Annotated in this window: 20 protein-coding genes; 10 read left to right on the top strand and 10 right to left on the bottom strand. The window is 71.7% G+C overall.

The window, feature by feature from the left end; all coding sequences use genetic code 11:
• The first annotated feature begins 39 nt into the window (after positions 1 to 39).
• On the top strand, positions 40 to 1647 hold the full coding sequence (locus K8638_RS17140; protein ID WP_223755606.1) for a S8 family peptidase: 1608 nt from the start codon (positions 40 to 42) through the stop codon (positions 1645 to 1647).
• Positions 1648 to 1722: 75 nt separating this feature from the next.
• Here K8638_RS17140 and K8638_RS17135 read toward each other — a convergent pair whose 3' ends face one another.
• The 3 genes from K8638_RS17135 to K8638_RS17125 all read right to left on the bottom strand — a co-directional run bounded on the left by K8638_RS17135 (position 1723) and on the right by K8638_RS17125 (position 3462).
• Positions 1723 to 2166 (bottom strand): CoA-binding protein, encoded by a 444-nt coding sequence (locus K8638_RS17135; protein WP_223755605.1) that lies wholly within the window; start codon positions 2164 to 2166, stop codon positions 1723 to 1725.
• Positions 2163 to 3077, bottom strand: a complete 915-nt coding sequence (locus tag K8638_RS17130; protein ID WP_223755604.1) for a hypothetical protein — start codon at positions 3075 to 3077, stop codon at positions 2163 to 2165. Before K8638_RS17130 ends, K8638_RS17135 begins: the two co-directional genes overlap by 4 nt.
• 67 nt (positions 3078 to 3144) lie before the next feature.
• Positions 3145 to 3462, bottom strand: a complete 318-nt coding sequence (locus K8638_RS17125) for a DUF2795 domain-containing protein (protein ID WP_223755603.1) — start codon at positions 3460 to 3462, stop codon at positions 3145 to 3147.
• 204 nt (positions 3463 to 3666) lie between these two features.
• Here K8638_RS17125 and K8638_RS17120 point away from each other — a divergent pair, with 204 nt between their 5' ends.
• The 4 genes from K8638_RS17120 (at position 3667) to K8638_RS17105 (ending at position 7049) form a co-directional block, all read left to right on the top strand.
• Positions 3667 to 5271: a YiiX/YebB-like N1pC/P60 family cysteine hydrolase gene (locus K8638_RS17120; protein ID WP_223755602.1), complete on the top strand. Its 1605-nt coding sequence runs from the start codon at positions 3667 to 3669 to the stop codon at positions 5269 to 5271.
• Positions 5272 to 5279: 8 nt separating this feature from the next.
• Complete coding sequence (locus K8638_RS17115) at positions 5280 to 5555, top strand: hypothetical protein (RefSeq protein WP_223755601.1); 276 nt, start codon at positions 5280 to 5282, stop codon at positions 5553 to 5555.
• An 84-nt stretch (positions 5556 to 5639) separates the two neighbouring features.
• The gene (locus K8638_RS17110; RefSeq protein ID WP_223755717.1) at positions 5640 to 6464 is read left to right on the top strand and encodes a SirB1 family protein; all 825 of its coding nucleotides are present in this window, start codon (positions 5640 to 5642) and stop codon (positions 6462 to 6464) included.
• Positions 6465 to 6485: 21 nt separating this feature from the next.
• The gene (locus tag K8638_RS17105; protein ID WP_223755600.1) at positions 6486 to 7049 is read left to right on the top strand and encodes an NUDIX hydrolase; all 564 of its coding nucleotides are present in this window, start codon (positions 6486 to 6488) and stop codon (positions 7047 to 7049) included.
• A gap of 88 nt (positions 7050 to 7137) precedes the next feature.
• On the opposite strand, the gene moaC is transcribed toward K8638_RS17105, so the two are convergent.
• The 3 genes from moaC to trxB form a co-directional block, all read right to left on the bottom strand.
• On the bottom strand, positions 7138 to 7680 hold the full coding sequence (gene moaC, locus K8638_RS17100) for a cyclic pyranopterin monophosphate synthase MoaC (protein ID WP_223755599.1): 543 nt from the start codon (positions 7678 to 7680) through the stop codon (positions 7138 to 7140).
• The gene (locus K8638_RS17095; protein ID WP_223755598.1) at positions 7677 to 8861 is read right to left on the bottom strand and encodes a PLP-dependent aspartate aminotransferase family protein; all 1185 of its coding nucleotides are present in this window, start codon (positions 8859 to 8861) and stop codon (positions 7677 to 7679) included. The genes moaC and K8638_RS17095 overlap by 4 nt, the downstream gene beginning before the upstream one ends.
• A gap of 98 nt (positions 8862 to 8959) precedes the next feature.
• Positions 8960 to 9922, bottom strand: a complete 963-nt coding sequence (trxB, locus tag K8638_RS17090) for a thioredoxin-disulfide reductase (RefSeq protein WP_223755597.1) — start codon at positions 9920 to 9922, stop codon at positions 8960 to 8962.
• Between the two features lie 72 nt (positions 9923 to 9994).
• On the opposite strand from trxB, the gene K8638_RS17085 reads away from it, so the two are divergent.
• The 4 genes from K8638_RS17085 (at position 9995) to K8638_RS17070 (ending at position 13791) form a co-directional block, all read left to right on the top strand.
• Positions 9995 to 10453: a Crp/Fnr family transcriptional regulator gene (locus K8638_RS17085; protein WP_223755596.1), complete on the top strand. Its 459-nt coding sequence runs from the start codon at positions 9995 to 9997 to the stop codon at positions 10451 to 10453.
• 161 nt (positions 10454 to 10614) lie between these two features.
• A complete protein-coding gene (radC, locus tag K8638_RS17080) occupies positions 10615 to 11400 on the top strand; it encodes a DNA repair protein RadC (RefSeq protein ID WP_223755595.1) in 786 nt (261 codons plus the stop codon).
• Positions 11401 to 11402: 2 nt separating this feature from the next.
• The gene (locus K8638_RS17075; protein ID WP_223755716.1) at positions 11403 to 11654 is read left to right on the top strand and encodes a DUF3006 domain-containing protein; all 252 of its coding nucleotides are present in this window, start codon (positions 11403 to 11405) and stop codon (positions 11652 to 11654) included.
• 46 nt (positions 11655 to 11700) lie between these two features.
• Positions 11701 to 13791 (top strand): ATP-dependent DNA helicase RecQ, encoded by a 2091-nt coding sequence (locus tag K8638_RS17070; protein ID WP_223755594.1) that lies wholly within the window; start codon positions 11701 to 11703, stop codon positions 13789 to 13791.
• Positions 13792 to 13843: 52 nt separating this feature from the next.
• Here K8638_RS17070 and K8638_RS17065 read toward each other — a convergent pair whose 3' ends face one another.
• Both K8638_RS17065 and K8638_RS17060 read right to left on the bottom strand, forming a co-directional pair.
• Entirely contained in the window at positions 13844 to 14227 is a 384-nt protein-coding gene (locus K8638_RS17065; protein ID WP_223755593.1) for a hypothetical protein, read from the bottom strand.
• Between the two features lies 1 nt (position 14228).
• Positions 14229 to 18155 carry a tetratricopeptide repeat protein gene (locus K8638_RS17060; protein WP_223755592.1) on the bottom strand — a complete coding sequence of 1309 codons (3927 nt, stop codon included), beginning with the start codon at positions 18153 to 18155 and terminating at the stop codon, positions 14229 to 14231.
• A gap of 90 nt (positions 18156 to 18245) precedes the next feature.
• Here K8638_RS17060 and K8638_RS17055 point away from each other — a divergent pair, with 90 nt between their 5' ends.
• Positions 18246 to 18662 (top strand): hypothetical protein, encoded by a 417-nt coding sequence (locus K8638_RS17055; RefSeq protein WP_223755591.1) that lies wholly within the window; start codon positions 18246 to 18248, stop codon positions 18660 to 18662.
• A 408-nt stretch (positions 18663 to 19070) separates the two neighbouring features.
• On the opposite strand, the gene K8638_RS17050 is transcribed toward K8638_RS17055, so the two are convergent.
• On the bottom strand, positions 19071 to 20018 hold the full coding sequence (locus tag K8638_RS17050; RefSeq protein WP_223755590.1) for an SDR family oxidoreductase: 948 nt from the start codon (positions 20016 to 20018) through the stop codon (positions 19071 to 19073).
• The gene (locus tag K8638_RS17045) at positions 20015 to 20869 is read right to left on the bottom strand and encodes a lysophospholipid acyltransferase family protein (protein ID WP_223755589.1); all 855 of its coding nucleotides are present in this window, start codon (positions 20867 to 20869) and stop codon (positions 20015 to 20017) included. The genes K8638_RS17050 and K8638_RS17045 overlap by 4 nt, the downstream gene beginning before the upstream one ends.
• Positions 20870 to 20971: the final 102 nt, after the last annotated feature.

Below are 20971 nucleotides of genomic sequence, written 5' to 3'. Positions count from 1 at the left end.
CGCGTCACGGCCGTCCTCTTCTCGAAGTGGAGGCAGTCCATGCCGACGTCGTTCCTCCTGTCGATGCGTCCCCTGCGTGGCGCACTGCTGTCCCTGTCCCTGCTGGCGCTGGCGCCCGCCGCCGAAGCCGCGCCGAAGTCCCTGGAGCCTCGCGGGCTGGTGGCGAAGCACACCGGCCGCGAGCTGGCCGCCGAGACGTACGTGGAGCGCATCGTGGTGAAGTTCCACGAGGGCAGCCGCGTGCGGCTGCGTGACAACCGCCTGGTGCCGCTCGCCTCCGAGCGGGGCGAGGCGGAGCGTGCGCTGCTCGCCGGCCGGGGGCTGAGCGAGGAGCGGCTCCAGGCCGACACCGCCGCCGTGGAGTCCCTGCTGGAGCGCGCGCCGCGCACCGGCGCCCCGTCGCGGCTCTTCGACGAGGACGAGCCCACGCTGGCCGCGCGCAAGGCGTCCGGTGAGGAGCGCAGCGGCCAGCAGCTCGCGGACCTGAACCTCTACTTCGAGGTGCCGCTGCTGCCGGGCACCACCGCCGGGCGCGTGGCGGACCTCGTCGCCGAGCTGAACCGCCTGGACGGCGTGGAGGTGGCCTACGCCGAGCCTCCTCCCGAGCCGGCCATGGTGAACTTCGGCATGGACGCGGCGGTGCGGAGCCTGCTGGCCGCGGCGGACCTTCCTCCGACGACGCCGCTGTACGAGGCCAACCAGGGCTACCTGAACGCGGCGCCCGGCGGCATCGACGCGAAGTACGGGTGGACGGTGGGGGGCGGCAAGGGCACCAACGTGAAGGTGGTGGACATCGAGGGCGGCTGGCGCACCACCCACGAGGACATGCCGGCGCTCTTCTACCAGGGCGGCACGCAGTACACCGACATCGGCTGGCGCAACCACGGCACGGCGGTGCTGGGTGAGATTGTCGGCACGGCCAACGCGTACGGCGTGACGGGCATCGCGAACGCGGCGCGGGCCGGCGTGGAGAGCATCGGCAGCCAGAGCACCGCGAGCGCCATCTCCAAGGCGGCCACGGCCGCGGGCCTGGGCGGCATCGTCCTCGTCGAGCTGCACGCGGGGGGCCCGTCGGACGGCACGGCGTGCACGTGCAACACCAGCCAGTGCAACTACATCGCCATGGAGTACTGGACGGCCAACTACGACGCCATCCGCACGGCCACGGCCAACGGCGTCATCGTGGTGGAGGCGGCGGGCAACGGCAGCGCCAACCTGGACGCGGCCGCGTACGGCGGCGCCTTCAACCGCACGGTGCGCGACTCGGGCGCCATCATCGTGGGCGCCAGCACGTACGCCACGCGCGCGCCCATGTGCTGGACGAACTACGGCAGCCGCGTGGACGTGCACGGCTGGGGTGAGCGCGTCTACTCCATGGGCTACGGCAACGTGTTCGGCTCGTCCTACGGCGAGGACCAGTACTACACGTCGTCCTTCAGCGGCACGTCGAGCGCCTCGCCCATCGTCGTGGGCGCCGCCGCCAGCGCGCAGGGCGTGGCCCTGGCCAACGGCCGCCGCCTGACGAGCGTGCAGATGCGCGGCCTGCTGCGCGACAACGGCACCGCGCAGGCCACCGACTCGCGGCAGATTGGGCCCCTGCCCGACCTGAAGAAGGCGCTGCCCAAGGTCATCTCCGGCAGCTACTGAGTCAAAGGCCGTGTGACTCGGGCCTCCACCCTGCTCCCCTGCGTGGGCGGGGTGGAGGTCACTCCACGTGCCCGGCTACCGCGCCCCGTACCGCCGGTGGTCCACCATGAGGCAGCGGTCCTGCACCACCTGGATGCCCGCCTTCGCCAGCTTCTCCGCCGCGGCGTCGTTGCGGATGCCGGACTGGAACCACACCGCCTTCGGCTTCTTGGCGATGATGTCGTCCACGTGCGCGTCGATGTCCTGCGGCCGGCGGAACACGTCCACCAGGTCCACCTCGCCCGGCACGTCCACCAGCCTGCGGAACACCGGCTTGCCCAGGATGTGCGTCACGTCCGGGTAGTAGACGGGCACCGGCACCACGTCCACGCCCGCCCGCGCCAGGTAGTCCGGCACGTAGAAGGCCGGCTGCCCCGACTGCTGCTCCGTCTTCATGCCCAGCACCGCCACCCGCCGCGCGCTCTTCACCACGCGCTCCACGCCCGCTTCGTCCTCCACGAGGTTCTGTTCCCAGCTCATCGCGCCTCCTCCTGAAGTCCCTGTGCTCGCGACTCCGTGGTGACGGTCCACGTCTCCCCCGCCACCGCCGCCTTCACCGTGAGCGTCCGGCTCACCGGAACGAAGCGGCCCCGCGCCACCACCTGCTCGCCCTCGCACGTCACACCCGGCGTCAGTGGCGGCCGCCCCGCCGTCTCCCACGCCTCCACCAGCTCGTCCGGAGCGTCCTCCGGCATCGCCCCCAGACACCGGAGGCTCAGCACCAGCGCGTCACCGTACTCCGTGTCGCGCGTGCCCTGCACCGTGCGCTCCAGCACGTACGCCACCTGCGCCTCCCCCACCGTCAGCACGTCCACCGCCCAGATGCGCTGCCCCTCCATGAGGTTGCGCGCGAAGAGGCCCGCGTACTTCGCCTCCCACTCGCGGCGCGTCCTCGCCTCCAGCGCCTCCGGCCCGAAGAAGCGCTCCAGCGTGGCCAGGTCCGTCCCCGTTGGCCCCCCCTGGCGCAGCGCCTCCAGCGCGGAGTCCGGCGACACCAGCTTCACGAAGGTGCCGTCCGCCGCCAGCCGCACCCGCAGCGTGAAGCGCGCCAGTACGTCGTCCACCCACGTGTCCACCTCGGTGCCAGCATCCGCGGCCCCTCGCACCAGGCGCGAGCGTGGCACCGCCTGGGCCAGCAGCCAGCCGCCCTCCGCGGGGGTGAAGCGTGTCTCGGTGGTGGCTTCCGCCTCCTCGCGCAGGGAGGTGCCCCCGCGCTCCACCACGCGCACGGCGCGCACGGTTTCGGTGAGGACCCGGTCCACGGGAGGCTGGAAGTCGAGCCGCACCGGCGGCGGCGGCGCGGCCGCGGGAACCATGGGCGGCGGAGCCCTCCGACAGGCGGCGGCAATCAGTGACAGCATGAGACTGCACAGCAGGAGGCCTGGACGCATGCGCCCGCGCACGCTGGCAGAAAGCGCCAGCGCCCGCGAGCGCTTCCTCACGCCAGGGCCCGGTACTTCACGGGTGCCGCGTGTGGCCCTCGGGCGCGTTCTCCACCAGGTCCCGCCCGATGTTGCGCCGGTCCCGGTCCACCCCGTCGTCGTCCTTCAGCCAGGGCCGGCCGAACCGCCTCGCCGCCTCCGCCAAATCCCTCATCACGTGCTCGCGCGACGCGTACTCCGTCTGGGGCAGCGACTTGAGGACGTTGATGATGTCGACGGGAGCGCCATTGTCCTCCGCGGCCCGGACTATCTGCTCCCGCTCCGCGGGGTAGTCCACCGAGTCGAGGTGCGCGGTGATGGAAAGTCCGGGGTCTTCCGCGAGTCCGTATGCCATCGCGACTCTGCCTTTCTGCCCGGACACGAGGCCCGGGCGCGGTGCTTGGTAGGAACAAAATGGGGATGCCCCGCGCGAGGAGCCACCCGGAGCCCCCTGGCTCCCCCCGTCCCCGCCCCCCGCCGGGCAGGGGGCCAGCCGCCCCGGGCCTTCCCGAGGTAGAGTGCCCCCGCAGCCTTCGTTCCCGCCGGAGCCCTACGCCCCATGCCCGCCGCGCCCCTGCTCGCCGCCTGGCTCACGCTCGCCAGCACGCCCGCCGCCCCGCCCGCCACCGCCACCCCCACGGCCACCCAGGCCACGGGGATGAGCAACGTCTATGACCTGGACGACGAGGCCTTCGTGACCCAGGCGCAGCGGGACCTGGCCCAACTGGAGCGCTATGCGCTCGGCCTGCGGTCCTTGCAGGAGCAGGTGAAGAAGTCGCGCGGCGTCTACCTCCAGAAGCAGAGCGAGCCGTACACGCCGGACCAGAAGCATCTGCTGCTCAGCACCTGGGCGGCCTTCTTCGACTACTTCGTCTCCACCGAGGTCATCCGGCAGCGCTACTGGGACTTCGTGAAGGTGCCCGCCCTCACCCAGCCGAAGAAACACGCCTGGGGCTTCCTGCTCACCCACGGCGCGCTCACCACGGAGCTGGCTCACGGGCTCACCTACGCGGAGCTGGCCGGCGGCCGCAAGCAACTGGAGGTGCTGCTGGACGAGCCCGCCCCCGAGTACGGCCTGCCCCCGCGCGCCTTCGCCCGCTTCAAGGAGAAGGTCATCCACGTGGCCACCACCACGCAGCTCTTCACCGGGGACGGCTACAAGGAGCAGCTCCGGCCCCTGCTGGTGAAGGCCAACGCGCTCAACGCCGCGCGCGTGCCCTGGGTGATGCAGGAGATGAAGGAGAACAGCAAGGTGGCCAAGGGGCTCCTGGTGAAGCGCGGCGCCACGCTCTTCGCCAAGGCGGCGGCGGACATCACCCAGGACACCGCGCAGCGCGCCTTCTTCCCCGTGCAGCGCTCCGTGGCCGAGTGGATGGGGGACACCCGCGTGCGCCGCCTCGGCAAGCCGCTCATCGCCCGCGAGCAGGTGCTCTCCGTGCTCGAGCGCATGGAGCCCGGCGACGTCATGGTGGCCCGCCAGAACTGGTACCTCTCCAACATCGGCCTGCCGGGCTTCTGGCCGCACGCGGAGCTGTTCGTGGGCACGCCGGAGGAACTCGCCGCCTACTTCGACGCGGACCCGGAGGTGAAGGCCTGGGTCGCCACCCTGCCCGGCAAGCCCGCTTCCTTCACCCAGCACCTGGCCCGCGCCTTCCCCGCCAAGTGGGCCGAGTACACCGGCAAGGACGCGCACGGGGACCCCATCCGCATCATCGAGTCCATCAGCGAGGGCGTCTCCTTCACCGGCCTGGAGCACGGCATGCGCGTGGACTACCTGGGCGTCATGCGCCCGCGCGTGTCCCGGCTGGAGAAGGCCCGCGCCGTGCTGCGCGCCTTCACCTTCCAGGGCCGCCCCTACGACTTCAACTTCGACTTCTTCTCCGACCAGACGCTCGTGTGCACGGAGCTGGTGTGGAAGGCCTACGCCCCCTCCCAGGACATGAAGGGCCTGCGCGTCCCCCTGGTGGACGTGGCCGGCCGCCGCACCCTGCCCGCCAATGAGCTGGTCCGCCTCTTCGACGCGGAGTATGGCCGCGAGGACCGGCAGCTCGACTTCGTGGCCTTCCTGGACGGCCGTGAGGCCGAGGGCGACGCAAAGGAGGCGGACGCGTCCGCCTTCCGTTACAGCTACCGCCGGGCAAAATGGGATATCGCCCAGGAGTAGACACGCCTATGACGGAGCAGGTGGCCCAGGAGATGCTGGAGCTGTCGTCCCAGCTTTTCGAGCGGATGATTTCCCAGCAGCAGGCCAAGGTGATGCGGCTCGCCCGCGAGGCCGTGCCCAACATCACCCCCGAGGAGCTGCGCAATCCCCATGATTTCCCAGAACTCAAGGAGCATCCTACATTCGAGTTCGAGGACGGAATCCTGTCCGGGCTGATTTCGGCCCAGGTGGCCCTGCGTGCGGAAATCAAGGGACGGCTGCCGCATGCTCCGCCAGCAATCTGACGTTCGCCTGCCTGCCTTTGCCGTCCGGCCCGCCGTGGGTTACTCGTTCCCGCCGTGAGCATTCCCTCTGGATTCAGCCCGCCGCTGGCCCGTGAGCGACTGGTGTCGGCCCTGGCCGCGGAGCCGCCCCGGCTGGACCTGGCGGCCCTGGCCATCGCCACACTGGGCAGCCCCGCGCTGGACGCGCCAGGCTGCCTTCACATGCTGGACGTGCTGGCGTGCCGGGTGCAGGTGGAGGCGGAGCGGCTCACGGAGAAGGGCGAGGCGCTGGCGCCGCTGCGCGCGCTCCGTCACGTGCTGGCGGACATCGAGGGCTTCCGGGGGAACGAGGAGGACTACCACTCTCCGGAGAACAGCTTCCTGGACCAGGTGCTGGAGCGGAAGGTGGGCCTGCCGATAACGCTGTCGGTGGTCTACCTGGAGGTGGCGCGGCGCGCGGGCATCTCCCTGTACGGCGTGCCCTTCCCCGGCCACTTCCTGGTGGCGCACGACGCGGGGGACCACAAGCTCGTCATGGACCCGTTCCACCACGGGGACATCCTCACCGAGCATGGCTGCGAGGAGCTGCTCAAGCGGGTGGCGCCACAGCTCAAGTTCGACCGGGCCATGCTGGCGCCGGCGCCTGTGGAGCTGATTACCTACCGCATGCTGTCCAACCTGCGGCGGGTGTACCTGGGCCGCGAGGACTGCGAGCGCGGGCTGGCGGTGGTGGACCTGCTGCTCCTGCTGGCACCGGACCACCCGGGAGAGCTGCGCACGCGCGCGGCGCTGCTGGCCAACCTGGGGGCATACCGCGCGGCGCTCAAGGACGTGGAGCGGTGCCTGGAGCTGTCGCCCGAGGCGCCGGACCGGGACAGGCTGGAGCTGACGGCCCGGGAGCTGCGCGAGCGCGCCGCGCTGCTCAACTGACGGAGCCTGGAGGGAGACCGCGTGTCCCAGACGGTGAAGCCCTGGCTGAGACTGCGCCACGGGCTGCAGCACGACTACCGCGTCATCAAGGTCCGCGAGGACCGGTGGGCAGACCCGCGCACGGGCCATGAGCAGCCGCGCGTGCTGGTGGACTGCTCGGACTGGGTGAATGTCATCGCCGTGACGCCGGAGGACCAGCTCGTCCTGGTGCGGCAGTTCCGCTTCGGCATCCAGTCCCCCACGCTGGAGGTTCCGGGCGGCATGGTGGAGCCGGGCGAGGACCCGGCGGTGGCCGCGGCGCGCGAGCTGGAGGAGGAGACGGGCTACGTGCCGGGGCGGGTGGTGCCGCTCGGCGACGTGCACCCCAACCCCGCGCTCCAGCCCAACCGGTGCTTCAGCTACCTGGCGCTGGACTGCGTGAAGCACCACGCGGGGCGGCAGGACGAGGGCGAGGACATCGCGGTGGAGCTGCACCCTCGCGCGGACGTGCCCCGGCTCATCCTGGAGGGCCACATCACCCACTCGCTCGTGGTGGTGGCCTTCTTCCTGGAGCGGCTGCGCGCGGAGTCCGGCGGCTCGCGGTAGGAGCCGGAGGAAGCGTGGAGCGGTGGGTGGCTTGGGCTCACCCGACGCGCACGACGGTCTCCAGGGCCGTGCGCGGTCCTTCCGATTCTCAGGTGCGCTTCGCGCGCTTCCCGCCACGCGCCACGGTGGCCGGAGCCGCGCCGCCGCCCCGCTTCCCTCCACGCGCCGGGCGGGCCTCGGCCTTCCGGGCGCCTTCCGCCTCCCGGTGCCACGTGCCGGAGCGGCCACCCGCCTTGTGCTCGAGCTGTACCGCCTCCAGCACCATGCCGCGGTCCACGCTCTTGCACATGTCATAGACGGTGAGCGCCGCCGCGCACGCCGCGGTAAGGGCCTCCATCTCCACGCCCGTGCGGTCCACCGTCTTGACCTGCACGCGGACGGACAGGCCCTCCTCTTCCGGGGTGAGCGTCACCTCCACGCCGGAGAGGGCAATGGGGTGGCAGAGCGGAACGAAGTCCGGGGTGCGCTTGGCGGCCATGATGCCGGCCAGCCGCGCCGCGGCGAGCACGTCCCCCTTCTCCACCTTCCCCGCGAGGATGCGCTCGCGGGTGGCGGGGAGCATGCGCAGGCGCGCGGTGGCCACCGCCACGCGCTCCGTCTTCGGCTTCGCGCCCACGTCCACCATCTTCATCGGCGCACCACCTGGGCCACCGCGCCGAGCAGGTCCTCGACGATGTCGTCCGGGTCCTCCAGCCCCACGGACACGCGGATGAGGTTCTCCTGGATGCCGGCGGCGGCGCGCTCCTCGGGCGTCAGGCGCCGCGCGCTGGCGCTGGCCGCGTGCATCACCAGCGTGCCCACGTCCCCCAGCGACGGGCCGGGCTTGCAGATTCGCAGCCCCTCCAGGAAGCGCATGCTCTCCGGCCGGCCGATGCCCTTGATTTCGAAGGCCACCATGGGGCCGCCGCCGAGCAGCAACTCCTTCGCCACGGCGTGGTCCGGGTGCGAGGGCAGGCCCGGGTAGATGACGCGCTCGAGCAGCGGCGAGTCCGACAGCCGCCGGGCCACGTGCGCCGCGTGCTCGGCATGGGCCTTCATCCGCACCGGCAGGGTGCGCAGGCCACGCAGGGTGAGCCACGCCTCGAAGGGCCCCAGCACGTCACCGGCCAGGACTCGCGCGGAGCGCAGCGGGGCGATGCGCGCGGTGGAGCCGCTCACCGTGCCGCCCAGCGCGTCGCTGTGGCCGTTGAGCCACTTGCTGGTGGACTGCACCGCGTAGTCCGCGCCGAAGTCCAGCGCGCGCTGCCCCACGGGCGACGGGAAGGTGGCGTCCACCACGAACGCCGCGCCCACGTCGTGGCTCGCCTTCTCCAGCGCGCGCAGGTCCGGAACGCGCAACAGCGGGTTGGTCATGCTCTCCGCCAGCACCATGCGCGGACGCAGCTCACGGATGCGCTCGGGCGCGCGCGCATCCGTCATCATCATCGCGTGCAGCTCCACGCCCAGCGCGGCGCACAGGTTCTTGTAGAGCAGGCGCGTGACGCCGTAGCCGTCCGCCGGCATCACCAGCCTGTCGCCGGGCCGGAAGCCCTGCGCCTCGAAGACGGAGCGGAGCGCGGCCATGCCGCTGGCGTAGGCCACGCATGCGTCGGCGCCCTCCAGCGCGGCCACCGCCTCCTCCAGCAGCGTCGTGTTGGGAGCGCTGATGCGGGCGTAGGCGTAGTCCTTCCCGTCCAGCGCGCCGTCCAGGTCGTCACTGCTGTCGAACCAGTTCACCGCCGCCGGGTAGATGGCCGGCGCCACGGGCACCGCCTTGCTGCCCGTCAGCCGCGAGCCGGCGTGCACCGCCACCGTCTTCTGCTTCTTGCTCATGGGAGTTGTCGGTTCCTTCGCGGGAATGGCAAGGCCGGCCCGGGGAACGGGGGCCGGCCTCGCGAAGCGCTCACCGGTGACGCGCGGCGCGGGGGGGACTACTCGCCGTGCTCGATGAGCCAGCGCTCGGCGTCGATGGCCGCCATGCAGCCGGTGCCGGCGGCGGTGATGGCCTGACGGTAGTAGCTGTCCTGCACGTCGCCGCAGGCGAACACGCCCTCGATGTTGGTGCGGGTGCTGCCCGGCACCGTCTTGAGGTAGCCGGCCTGGTGCGTCTCCAGCACGCCCTGGAACAGCTCCGTGTTGGGCGTGTGGCCAATGGCCACGAACAGGCCGGTGGCCTTGATGAGCTGGCTGTCGCCCGTCTTGAGGTTGCGCACCACCGCGCCGTTCATGCCCTTGGCGTCGCCCAGCACCTCCTCCACCGCGGAGTTCCACAGGAAGGAAATCTTGGGGTTCTGCAGCGCACGCTCCTGCATCACCTTGGAGGCGCGCAGCGTGTCGCGGCGGTGGATGAGGGTGACGTGCTTGACGATTTTCGCCAGGTACGTGGCCTCCTCCATCGCCGTGTCGCCGCCGCCCACCACCAGCACGTCCTGGTTCTTGAAGAACGCGCCGTCACAGGTGGCGCACGCGGACACGCCCCGGTTCTTGTAGGCGTCCTCGCCCTTGACTCCCAGCCACTTGGCCGTGGCGCCCGTGGAGATGATGACCGTCTCCGAGCGGTAGCTCACGCTCTCCCCCTGGATGAGGAAGGGGCGCTGGGAGAAGTCCACCTTCACCACGTTCTCCATGTGGATGACGGTGCCGAAGCGCTCCGCCTGTTTCTGGAACCGCTCCATCAGCTCCGGGCCGGTAATGGCCTCCGGGAAGCCGGGGTAGTTCTCCACGTCCGTCGTCACCATGAGCTGGCCACCCGGCACGCGCTGGGGGTGCTCCAGCGTGGGCCCGCCCGCGAACACCACGGGCTGCAGGTTGGCGCGCGCGGCATAGATGGCCGCGGTGTAGCCCGCCGGCCCCGAGCCGATGATGGTCACCTTGTTGATCTTCTCCTCCGCCACCGGATTCTCCCTGTCCTGTTGGAGCCGCGAAGGTACCAGAGCCCCTCGGGCGCGTGATACGAAGCTGGCCTCATGGATGCCGCAGTCCTCAAGAAGGTTGCGCTGTTCGAGGGTTTGACCCAGGGCCAGCTCGCCAAGGTGGCGCAAATCGGCCACTCCCGGGACTACCCGGCGGGCGCCTTCCTCTTCCGCGAGGGGGAGGCCGGCCAGGAGATGTTCGTAATCGAGTCGGGCAAGGTCCGCATCTCCAAGACGGTGCCCGGCATCGGCGAGGAGGCGCTCGCCATCCTGGAGCCCGGGCAGTATTTCGGAGAGATGGCGGTAGTCGAGGACTCTCCCCGCTCGGCGGACGCCATCGCCCACGTGAGCTGCACGGTATGGGTCATCGAGCGGTCCAAGCTGGACCAGCTCATGTTCACCGACAAGGACCTGGCGTACGTGCTGCTCTGGACGTTCGTCCGCACGCTGAGTGAGCGGCTGCGCGAGACGAACGAGAAGATAAAGGCCTTCTTCGCCATCTCCCGCTTCTGACGCGCCGCCCCTCTCAGCACGTGAGAGGTGGGGTGGTACGTGCATGTCCGTCCGGAATCCGGGCTGGTGCGCGCGAGTCGGGACGGGTGGGAGAGCGACGTCCCAGGTAGAGCAGGCAGGCACGCGCGTTGCTTTGTTCCCCGCCCGTGGAGGTGGGCGGGATGGAGCAGGCGGCGGGAGCGGCGTGGGCGGGCGGTGAATCCGCGAGCGGTGGGTCGGTGAGGGCGCGGGGTGGGACGGGCGGCGTGGAGGAGTCGCGGGAGCGGCTCTTCCGGTTGGGGGCGGAGGCCCTCACCGACCTGGAGCTGCTGTGCGTGGTGTGGGGCCCGGGGCCGAGGACGCCCGGGGCGCCGGAGCTGGCGGGCACGCTGCTGTCGCGCAGTGGGGGCCTGAAGGCGCTGGTGCAGGAGGAGCCGCTGGCGCTGAGCCTGCTGCCGGGAGTGGGGCCGGTGCGGGCCGCGCAGGTGCTGGCGGCGCTGGAACTGGGGCGCCGGGCGCAGCGGGCCGTGGAGCGGCGGCCGAAGCTGCGCACGCCGAGGGAGATTCACGCGTACCTGGCGCCCGCGCTGGGGGCGCTGCGGCGCGAGGTGTTCCACGTGCTGTGCTTCAACGCGCGCAACGTGCTGGTGCATGACGCGCGCGTGGCGGAGGGCACCATGAACGCGTGCCCGGTGGACCCGCGCGAGGTCTTCGCCGCGGCGCTCACGGCGCGGGCCACGGCCATCGTCCTCGCGCACAACCACCCTTCCGGGGACCCGGAGCCCAGCGTCCAGGACATGGGCCTGACGCGGCACCTCGTCGCCGCGGCGGGGCTGCTCAACATCAAGGTGCTGGACCACGTGGTGGTGGGGGACGGCAGCTTCGTGTCGATGATGGAGCGTGGGCTCCTGCCGGACGGTGAGCGGGAAGCGAGGCGCGCATGGAGCGCGGCTGGAGGAGGTGGATGATGATGGTGGGCGCGGTGGGCCTGAGCGGCCCGGTGCACGTGGAGCTGCTGGAAGAAGAGCGGGCGCAGGTGGTGCGGCTGGATACCGGGCGGGCATGCACGGTGGAGCGCGCGGCGCTGCCGGCGGGAGTGCGCGAGGGGGACGTGGTGGTTGACGGCCGGCTGGAGCCGGAGCGGACGGCGCGGCGGGTGCACGAGGTGGCGCGCAAGCGGGCGCTGCTGGCGGTTCCCGTCCCGCCGGGGCTCGACCTGTGAGGTGGGGTGCCGCGCCGGCGACGTTTCCGTTGACGGCCGGACCAGGATGGTGAACATGCGAGCGATGCCGTTGGCCCTGCCCTACCTCGAGGAAGCCCAGCAGGGACTGGTTCGCCACTTCGGGCTGACGCGGTTCCGGCCGGGGCAGGACCAGGTCATCTCCTCGGTGATGAGCGGGCGCAACACGGTGGTGGTGATGCCCACCGGGGCGGGCAAGAGCCTGTGCTACCAGCTCCCCGCCACGCTGCTGCCGGGGCTGACGCTGGTGGTGTCGCCGCTGATTGCCCTGATGAAGGACCAGGTGGAGGCGCTCACCGCGCGGGGAATCGCGGCCACCTTCATCAACTCGTCGCTGTCGGACCTGGAGCGGGCGGAGCGGATGCGCCGGCTGCGCGCACGTGAGTACAAGCTGCTGTACGTGGCGCCCGAGCGCTTCCGGAGCCTGAGCTTCCTGGAGACGCTGTCCACGGTGGGAGTGGACCTGTTCGCCGTGGACGAGGCGCACTGCATCTCCCAGTGGGGCCACGACTTCCGGCCGGACTACGCGATGCTGGGACAGGTGCGCAAGCGCCTGCGCCCGCCGCGCACGGTGGCGCTCACCGCCACGGCCACGCCCGAGGTGCGCGCGGACATCATCCGCATCCTGCTGATGAAGGACCCGCAGGAGTTCGCCATGGGGTTCGACCGCCCCAACCTCTTCCTGGGCAAGCAGGAGGTGGGAGGCGACCAGGACCGGTATGCAGCCTGCGCGCGGCTGGCGGCGCTGGGCGGCAGCGGCATCATCTACTGCTCCACGCGCCGGGCGGCGGAGGGCGTCTTCTCCGAGCTGCACGGCAAGGGCCTGAAGGCGGTGCTGTACCACGCGGGCATGGAGGACGACGCGCGGCGCCGGGCGCAGGACACGTTCATGTCCACGAAGGACGCGGTGGCGGTGGCCACCAACGCCTTCGGCATGGGCATCGACAAGCCGGACATCCGCTTCGTGGCCCACGCCAACATCCCCCGGGCGGTGGAGGCGTACTACCAGGAGATTGGCCGCGCGGGCCGCGACGGCGGGGACGCGCGGGCGGTGCTGCTCTTCAACCACGCGGACGTGTACACGCAGGAGCGGCTCATCCAGAGCAGCCACCCCTCGGAGGCGGTGTTCGGGGACGTGTGGAACGTGCTGCAGTCGGTGGAGGAGTTCGAGCGGGGCGTGTACGCGCTGGCCGGCACGGTGAATGCCAGCGAGTTCGAGGTGTCCGCGGCGCTGCGCATCCTCGAGCGCGAGGGGAAGATTGAGCGCGGCGGCCGTGGCGAGGGCGAGCACGGAATCACGCTGACGGAGAAGGCCCTGGCCGCGCACCCGCACTCGCCGGACGCGCAGCGGCTGCTCAAGTCGCTGCTGGAGACGTTCCCCGTGGGGCGGCAGGCCACGACGGAATTGCCCATCCTGGCCCGGCGTACGGGCCTGTCGGTGGACGAGGTGCGGCACGCGCTGAGCCTCCTGGAGAAGTCCGGCGCGGCGAAGGTGCGGCGGCCGTTCTCGGGACGCTCCATCCGCGCGCTGGAGCGGGTGCCCTTCCGCGAGCTGGAATTGGATTTGAGCCGCGTGCGCGAGCAGGAGCGGCAGAACCTCCAATTGCTCCGGCGGATGACGGAGTACGCGTACACGGACCGGGACAAGCGGTGCCGGCGCGGGGCGATTCTCCGGTACTTCGGGCAACGAGACGTGGGCGCCTCGTGTGGCAACTGCGACGTGTGCACGCCGGAGAAGATGCCGGTGCTGCTGGCCGGTGGGCCCGCCGCGTCATCCCGTTCGCGAGGGTCGTCCTCGGCGGCGGCCCCTCCGGTGACGAGCTACAGCGAGCTGGCCTCCACCGAGCTGCGCCGGTGGCGCAAGGATTTGGCGAGGGATTTGGGTGTCGCGCCCTTCATCATCTTCAACGACGCCACGCTGCTGGGGCTGTCCGCGGCGCTGCCCATCGACCGGGAGTCGTTCCTCGCGGTGAAGGGCACCGGGGAGAGCCGCTGGGAGCGCTTCGGACCGAAAGTGGTGGAGATCTGCCTCATGGCGCGCGCGGCGGGGCATGAGCCGCAGGCGGTGCCCGCGACTCCGCCCCGGGTGCGGAAGGCCCGGGTGCGGCGCTCGGCCTGAGTGCATTTCCCTCCCGCGCCGAGTCGAATGGCGGGCGGGAACTCCCCGCTCGCTACAGGCGCCGGCCGCCCGCGCGCCGCAGGGCCCGGCGCACCATGAACAGGCGCACCCCGCTCATGAAGATGCCCACCACCAGCGCGAGCAGGAAGATGACCGCCACGGTGGTGAGGCCGAAGATGACGCGCACGCCGGATTCGGAGATGTGGCCGTTGAAGAAGGCCGTTCGCAGCGGCTCCAGGGCCCCCACCATCTCCAGGGCACGCGCGGGGAGCGAGTCCAGCGACAGCGACAGGTTCCGGAGGAAGCGCCGGTCCCACCGCTGCATCGCCAGCTCCACCAGCAGCCCTACCAGGAGGTAGATGAGCGAGAGCAGGAAGGCATTGCCCCACATGATGCGGAGCAACGGGGCCTCGGGCCGGGACGAAGAGGGCCTCACGCTACCTGGCCGCCTTCTTCTTGAGGTTGGGCAGCGCCTTCTTCACCCGCGCCGCCTCCGGCGAGCCGTCCGCCAGCCGCAGGAAGGCCTCGTATGACTCGATGGCCCGGGGCAGCTCCGCCGGCTCGCGCACCAGCACGTCCGCCAGCGCCAGGTGCGCCAGCCCGTCCGTGGGCTCCAGCTCCACGGCCTTCGCCAGCGCCGTCTTCGCCGCCGCCTCCTGCCGCTGCTTGAAGGCCACCAGCCCCAGCGCCAGGTGCGAGCGCCCCGCGTACGGCGCCAGCCGCACCGCCTCGTCCGCCGCGGAGCGCGCGTCCTTCAGCGCCCCGGCGCCCAGCAGCACCCGCGCCAGGGTGGCCTGGGCGAAGGCCTTGTCCCAGACCGTGGGCGCGCGGGACGCCAGGTCCCCCAGCGTCCGCGCCGCGGGCCGGCCGCCGCCGGGCAGCTGCGTGTACAGCTCGCCCACCCGGCCGCAGGTGGCGTCCGGGCCCTCGCGGCGGGCCGCGGCGAAGGCCGCGTCCGCGTTGTCCACGTTGCCCTGGCGCAGGAAGGCGTGGGCAATCTCGCAGAAGGTGTCCGGGTCCTTCGGGTCCAGCTTGTTGGCGCGCTCCAGCGCGGAGAAGCCGCCCCGCGCGTCACCCGCGGCGAAGAGGATGGCGGCGCGCAGCCGGTGCGCCTCCGCGTCGTCTGGCGCCAGCTTCGCCGCGCGGCCCGCCGCCCCTTCCGCCTCCTTGCGGCGGCCCGCGTGGAACAGCGCCAGCGCGAAGCCCTTGTGCGCGCCCGCGCTGCCCGGGTTCTCCAGCTGCCACGCCTCGAACTGCTTGAGCGCCTCCGGCGTGCGGCCCAGGGCCAGCAGGGTGCGGCCCAGCGCGTCCCGGGCCTCGCCGTGCGCGCCGTTGCGCTCCACCGCCTGCGTCAGCGGCTTGAGGGCCATGTCCGGCAGCCCGCGCGCCAGCAGCAGCCGCCCCAGCGAGCAGGACGCCTCGTAGTCTCGCGGGTCCTTCTGGGCCTCCTCGAACTGGGCCTGCGCCTTGTCGAAGGCGCGCTCGCGCCAGTACACCTGCCCCAGCGCCAGCCGCATGTCGTTGCGCGGGCGCTTGGAGGCCGCCAGCGACTTCTCCAGCACCTCGCGCGCCTGGGAGGCATTGCCCTCCGCGGCGTCGGCCAGCGCCAGCAGGGACACGGCCTCGGGCGGATAGCGGTCATTCACCCGCGTGCGCGACAGCTCCGCGCGGGCGCGCTTCCAGTCGCCCAGCCGCGCGTAGGCGGCACCGCGCACCAGGGCCACCTTGCGCCCACCGTCCGCCTCCAGCCGCGTCAGCACCTCGCGCTCGCGGTCCCGGTCCAGCAGCGTCCGGCCCAATCCCTCGCGGGCCTCGTCGCTCTTGGGCTGCAGCTTGAGGGCGGCCTCGTACGCGGCCTGCGCCACGTCCAGCTTCCCCGCGGCGCGGCCGGCGGCCCCCAGCGCGAGCTGGAAGTCGTAGGCCAGCGGGCCCTGCGCGCCCCGGGACAGCAGGGCTCGGGCCTCGTCATGCTTGCCCTGCGCGGAGAGCAGCTCGCCGTGCACCAGCTGCTGGCGCCCCTTCAGCGCGGCCGGCAGCTTCGGGTCATCCGCCAGCGGCGCCACGTCCGCCAGCGCCGCGTCCAGCTCCTGGTACAGCGCGAGCCGCGCCTCCGCGAGGCCGATGCGGGCCCCGGCGTGGTCGGGCGACTTCTTGCGCGCGCGCTCGAACATCTCCACGGCCTGCGGGAAGTCCTCGGAGGCCAGGTAGTAGCCGCCCAGGGCCACCAGCGCGCGCACGTTGGCGGGCGAGGCCCGGAGCGCGCGGTCGAAGCGCTCCAGCGCCTTCTTCTCGTCCTTCGCCTCCAGCAGCAGGCTGCCGGCGAGCGCGTGGACCTCCGTGTTGTCCTCCTGCGCCGCGAGCAGCGCGCGGCGCGCGGGCTCTCGTCCCCGGTCGTCGGCCACCAGCACGTTGGTGACGAGCACCAGCGCGGGCGAGCCCTCCTTCACCCCGGGCTTCTCCAGTGCCTCCAGCGCCAGGCGGCGGTCCTCCGGCGACATGCCGTGGTCCGCGAAGAGGAGCGCATGTGTCCAGGCCGTGAGCGCCCAGGCCCGGCTGCTGCCCTCGTCCATCTCCCGCGCGCGAGCGAGCTGCGCGAGCGCCGTGTCCAGCGAGCCGCGCGAGTCCTGGACGATGAGGTCCTCGGCACGGGCCAGCGTCTCGTTCAGCGTCTGCCCGCCCTGGTCCGCGCGGTACTTGATGAAGCCGCCGATGATGATGGCCAGCACCACCACCGCCACCACCGCGCCGGCGGCCTTCACGCCGTGCCGGGCGATGAACGAGGTCTTCGCGGCCTCGCGCTCCAGCTTCGCGCGCAGCTCCTTCTCGTAGGCGGCGGTGAGCGCCTCCGTGTCCGGCGCGCTGGCCGCGGCCTTCGCGGGAGCCACTTGCAGAGCCTGCGACGTGGCATCCGGAATGTCGTCGAGCAGCGAGCGCTTGCTCCCCGACGGTCGCACCGGCGTGGACTTGCGCGCCGCCACGGGCGCCTGTCCGGTGGGCTCGGGAGGCGGCAGGTCCCCGAGGAGCCCGCCACTGGCCGGAATCGTCGGCTTCGCCGTGGTGAACTCGCCGGACAGCAGCAGCGGCAGCTCCCCCGTCTCTTCACGCGGAGCGGCCTGGAGCCCTCCGGCCTCTGGCTCACCTTGCGAGTCGGACGCGTCCTGCCCAAAGGCCGTGTCGCTCCCGGAGGCCGCTTCGGACTCCGCGGAGTTCCCACCGGACGCTTCGTCTCCGGACGCGCTCCGGCTCTCCTCGGAGGACGGCGCACCCTCGGCGCCAGCGGCCTTGTCACCGTCCTCATCGTCGAGCGAGAGGTCCAGGCCCGGCAGCTCCGTGCCCGGCGCCGGACGCGGCACGGGCACCTGCCGGTTCATCAGCCCCAGGGAATCCGCCACGTCACCCGCGGAGTCCGAGCCGCCCACGCTGGCGTGCTCGCCGGTGGCCGCGCGCCCCGGCTGCCCCGCGAGCGAGGCTCCGAAGTCGATGCCCTCGGAGCCCTCGCCGGACGCGGGGTCCTCCCCCGCCTCCGCGCCGTCCGCCCGGCGTCCCGTCATCCCATGGGCACCAGCGGCGTCCTCCGCAGGCCGCATCGCCGCGGTTCCGGAGGCACCACCACCCGCCGCGTCATCCGCAGCGGCCCCGGGCGCCCCATCCACGCGAGGCCCACGCGCCTGTGCACCCGCCGCACCACTCGCATCCGCCCCGGCCGCGCCATTCGCGGCACCGTCCGCGCGCCGCGCGGCCGCGCCACGCGCCCCTCGCGCGCCCGCCCCGACACCCTCCGCCGGCTTCGCCTTCGCGGCCTCGCCGAGCGCGGCGGCGCGCAGTCTCGCCGCCGCCATGGGAGCCGCCGCGGCGCCCGGCTCCTGCGAACCCTCCGAGGCCCCAGCGTCCCCGGCCTCGCCGTCCGCCTTGGGCTTCTCCAGCCCCATCAGGTCCGCGAAGACGGGGGCCGGTCCGCCGGCCAGCGCCTGCTGGGCCTGCTCCAGCCACAGCTTCACGCGCCCGTCATTGGGCTGCAGCGCCACCGCCTTGCGGAGGATGGGCAGCGCCGAGCGGTACAGCCCCCGCTGCAACAGCACCTCGCCAATGAGGTTGTACGCGTAGGGGTTGTCCTTCTCGATGCTGATGGCCTGGTCGAACTGCTCCATCGCCTCCGCGGGACGGCCCAACTGGATGAGCGCCTTGCCCCACAACACACGCCCCACGATGGAGGAGGGGTGGTGGGAGATGCCCTGCCCGCAGACTTCGATGGCGCGCGCCGCGTCCCCTTTTTCCAACAGGGCCTTGGCGAGCTCGACGAAGACGGAAGAAGTGGGGTCCTGCCGGAGGAGCTGCTCGTATCGCTCCACCATCGACTTGGCCATGTGCGCTCGCGACTCCGGTACTCGGGAGGGAGCCGGACCATACCACCGCGCCCTCGTCCGGGGAGGCTGGCGGGTGCTACCGTCCCCGTCGTGAAACGCCTGCCTGCCCTCTTCCTCGTGCTCGTCCTCGGGGCGTGCGCAACCACATCCAAGAAATCCAATCTGGAGGCACTCAAGCCCACCGTGGAGCGCTTCCACGAGGCCATCCGTTGGAGGGACTACCGGTCGGCGGCCCGCCTCATCGTCCCGGAGCGGCAAGGGGACTTCCAGCGGGCCCGCCTCGAGCTCCACGACGACCGGGACCTCACCATCACCGACTATGAAATCGAGGACGTGAAGCTCTCCGAGGACGGGCAGCGCGCCACCGTGCAGAGCCGCATCCAGTGGATGCGCCTGCCGTCCGCCTCCGAGCAGACCGCCCTCGTGACGTCGGAATTCGTCTTCCGGGACGGGGTGTGGCTGCTGGAGCGGCAGCTCGAGGGCCCCTTCGGGGGCGAGCTGCCGTAGAAAAGAAACCGCCCACCGTCTCGGGGCCGGCCGAGGCGGTGGGCGTCGGGAGCCCCCCTATGGGGCGCCCTACAAGAATCCGCCTGATGTCCCGGGGCCGGCCGGGACATCAGGCGTCGGGAGCCCCCCAATGGAGCGCCCTGACACGCTGGCGAAAGGCGACGCTGTTTCTCCAGGCCCGCGTCGCCGCGCCGTTTCGTGGCTTCCCTAGAGCAATGCGAGTGCCAGCGGACCCGCATGTCCCTGGAGCGGGCCCGCCCTTCGGAGATTCAAGGACTTGCAGTCACAGGCGCCCGGCCGGCCGGCCGCCCTGCCCCGCCGGTACTGACATCGCTGTCAGGCCCAAGGGCACCGGGCGCCACATGGGCCGTGACACCCATGTCAGGGGGCTCTCGGACTTTCCCGTCGCTACTCGCCGATGACGGAGCGGATGGTGTCGCGCATGGAGTGGCGCGGCTTCCAGTCCACGTCCTTCACCCAGCGGCTGCCATCCACGGCGCAGAGGAACTGGATGTGGTCCAGCTCCGGGGGCGGGAAGTTGGCGAGCCGGTACTTGAACAGCGTGCGCAGGAGCGGGCGGGCCACGGGGTGCGGCACGGGGATGGGGCTGCGGCCCAGCTCGCGCATCACCGCGGACAGGGGCACCTCGCCGGGGCCCACGACGTTGTAGACGCCCTTGGGCTCCGGGCGGAGGGCCTCCACCATGGCGCGCGCCACGTCCTCCACGTGGATGAGCTGCACCATGGGGTCGAAGCCGGCCATCACCCACGGGCGGCGCAGGCGCAGGTAGTTGGAGGGCGCGTTCTTGATGGTGGGCCCGACGATGTGGACGGGGCGGAGGATGACCGTCTCGATGTGGGGGTGCTTCCAGAAGAAGCCATGCGCGAGCATGTCCACTTCGATGAGGTCCCTCACGCCGGAGAAGCGGCTGGCCGCCATCAGCGGCGCGTCCTCGGTGAGGAAGTTGGAGTTGTCCGGGCTGGGGCCGTAGACGTTGGCCGAGGAGAGGACGACCACCTTCTTCACGCCGTACTTCGCGCAGTACTCCAGCAGGCGCGTGGTGCCCACGACGTTGAAGGAGTGGTGCTCCTCCTCGCTCATCCGCGGGTCATGCATGATGCCCATGTGGATGACGGCGCGGACCTCGTTCTTCCGGAAGACGTCCTCCGCCTTCTTCTTGCGCAGGTCCAGCTCGTACATCTCCACGTCTTTCGGCCGGCCCACGAAGGGGCGCCGGTCGATGCCGATGATGCGCTCGTGCTTGTGGAGGAGCTTGGCGAGGGTACGGCCGAGGTTGCCGCTGATGCCCGTGACGACGACGGCCGGCCTCGAGCCACTGCTGGACGCGGGGCTCACCAGAACACCCCCCGGCGCTCCTTGAGGCCCTGGTGCAGCATGGACTGGATGGCGGCCTTCACGGTGCGGACCTTCTTGTCCAATTCACTGTCCTCGTCATCCGGGCGGCCGGTGAAGCGCAGCGGGTCCCCGTAATAGATGCGGTACTTGGTGGGCAGCGGAATGGGCAGCCCGGTGGGGGTGACGGGGAAGGACGGGAAGCCGAGCAGCTTCGCCACGGGCTTGAGGTCCAGGAGCGCGGGGGCCTGCTCCTCGGCACCCACCACGGCGATGGGGACGATGGGGGTGTGCGTCTCCAGCGCGAGCCGCATGAAGCCCAGGCCGAACTCCTGGAGCTGGTAGCGCTGGGGCCACAGCTTGTTGATGCCGCGGGTGCCCTCGGGGAAGACGAGGATGGCCTCCTCCGCCTCCAGCAGCCGGCGGCAGTTCTCCGGCGTGCCGACAATCTGCCCCATGCGCGCCATGAAGGTGGACACGTACGGCAGCGAGGGCACCCACTTCTCCACCATGCTGCGGATGGCGCGCGGCGGGCTGGCCTCCAGCATCATGGAGACGCCAATCATGGCGCCGTCCAGCGGGAGCTGCCCCGAGTGGTTGGACACCAGCAGCACCCGGCCGGCGGGGACCTTCTCGATGCCGTACGTCTCCACCCGGAAGTAGTTCCGGTAGAGCCACAGGAAGGGCGCCACGGCGGACAGGCTGAAGTCGAGGTTGTAGCCGAACGGGTCCACCCCGTACTCGTTCTCCGGGCGGGCCAGGGCCAGGAGCCGGTCCTTCTGCTCGTCGGTGGCCAGCCGGTCCGTCCAGCCGCGCAGGCCCTTCTTCACTCGGTCGGTGAGGCGCTCCAGCATGTGCTGGTGTCTACACCACCGGCCTGCTCTCCGGGAGGTCCGGCCCACCGGCGGCACCCTTTTTCGGGCCACCCCCGGCGCGGGCGACGTCACCCGGAGGAC

This window comes from Myxococcus sp. RHSTA-1-4 (assembly GCF_020037125.1).
In the GTDB taxonomy this organism is placed as follows: Bacteria; Myxococcota; Myxococcia; order Myxococcales; family Myxococcaceae; genus Myxococcus.
Note: the sequence above shows the minus strand (reverse complement) of the source record. Positions and strands in the feature narration are given on the sequence as shown.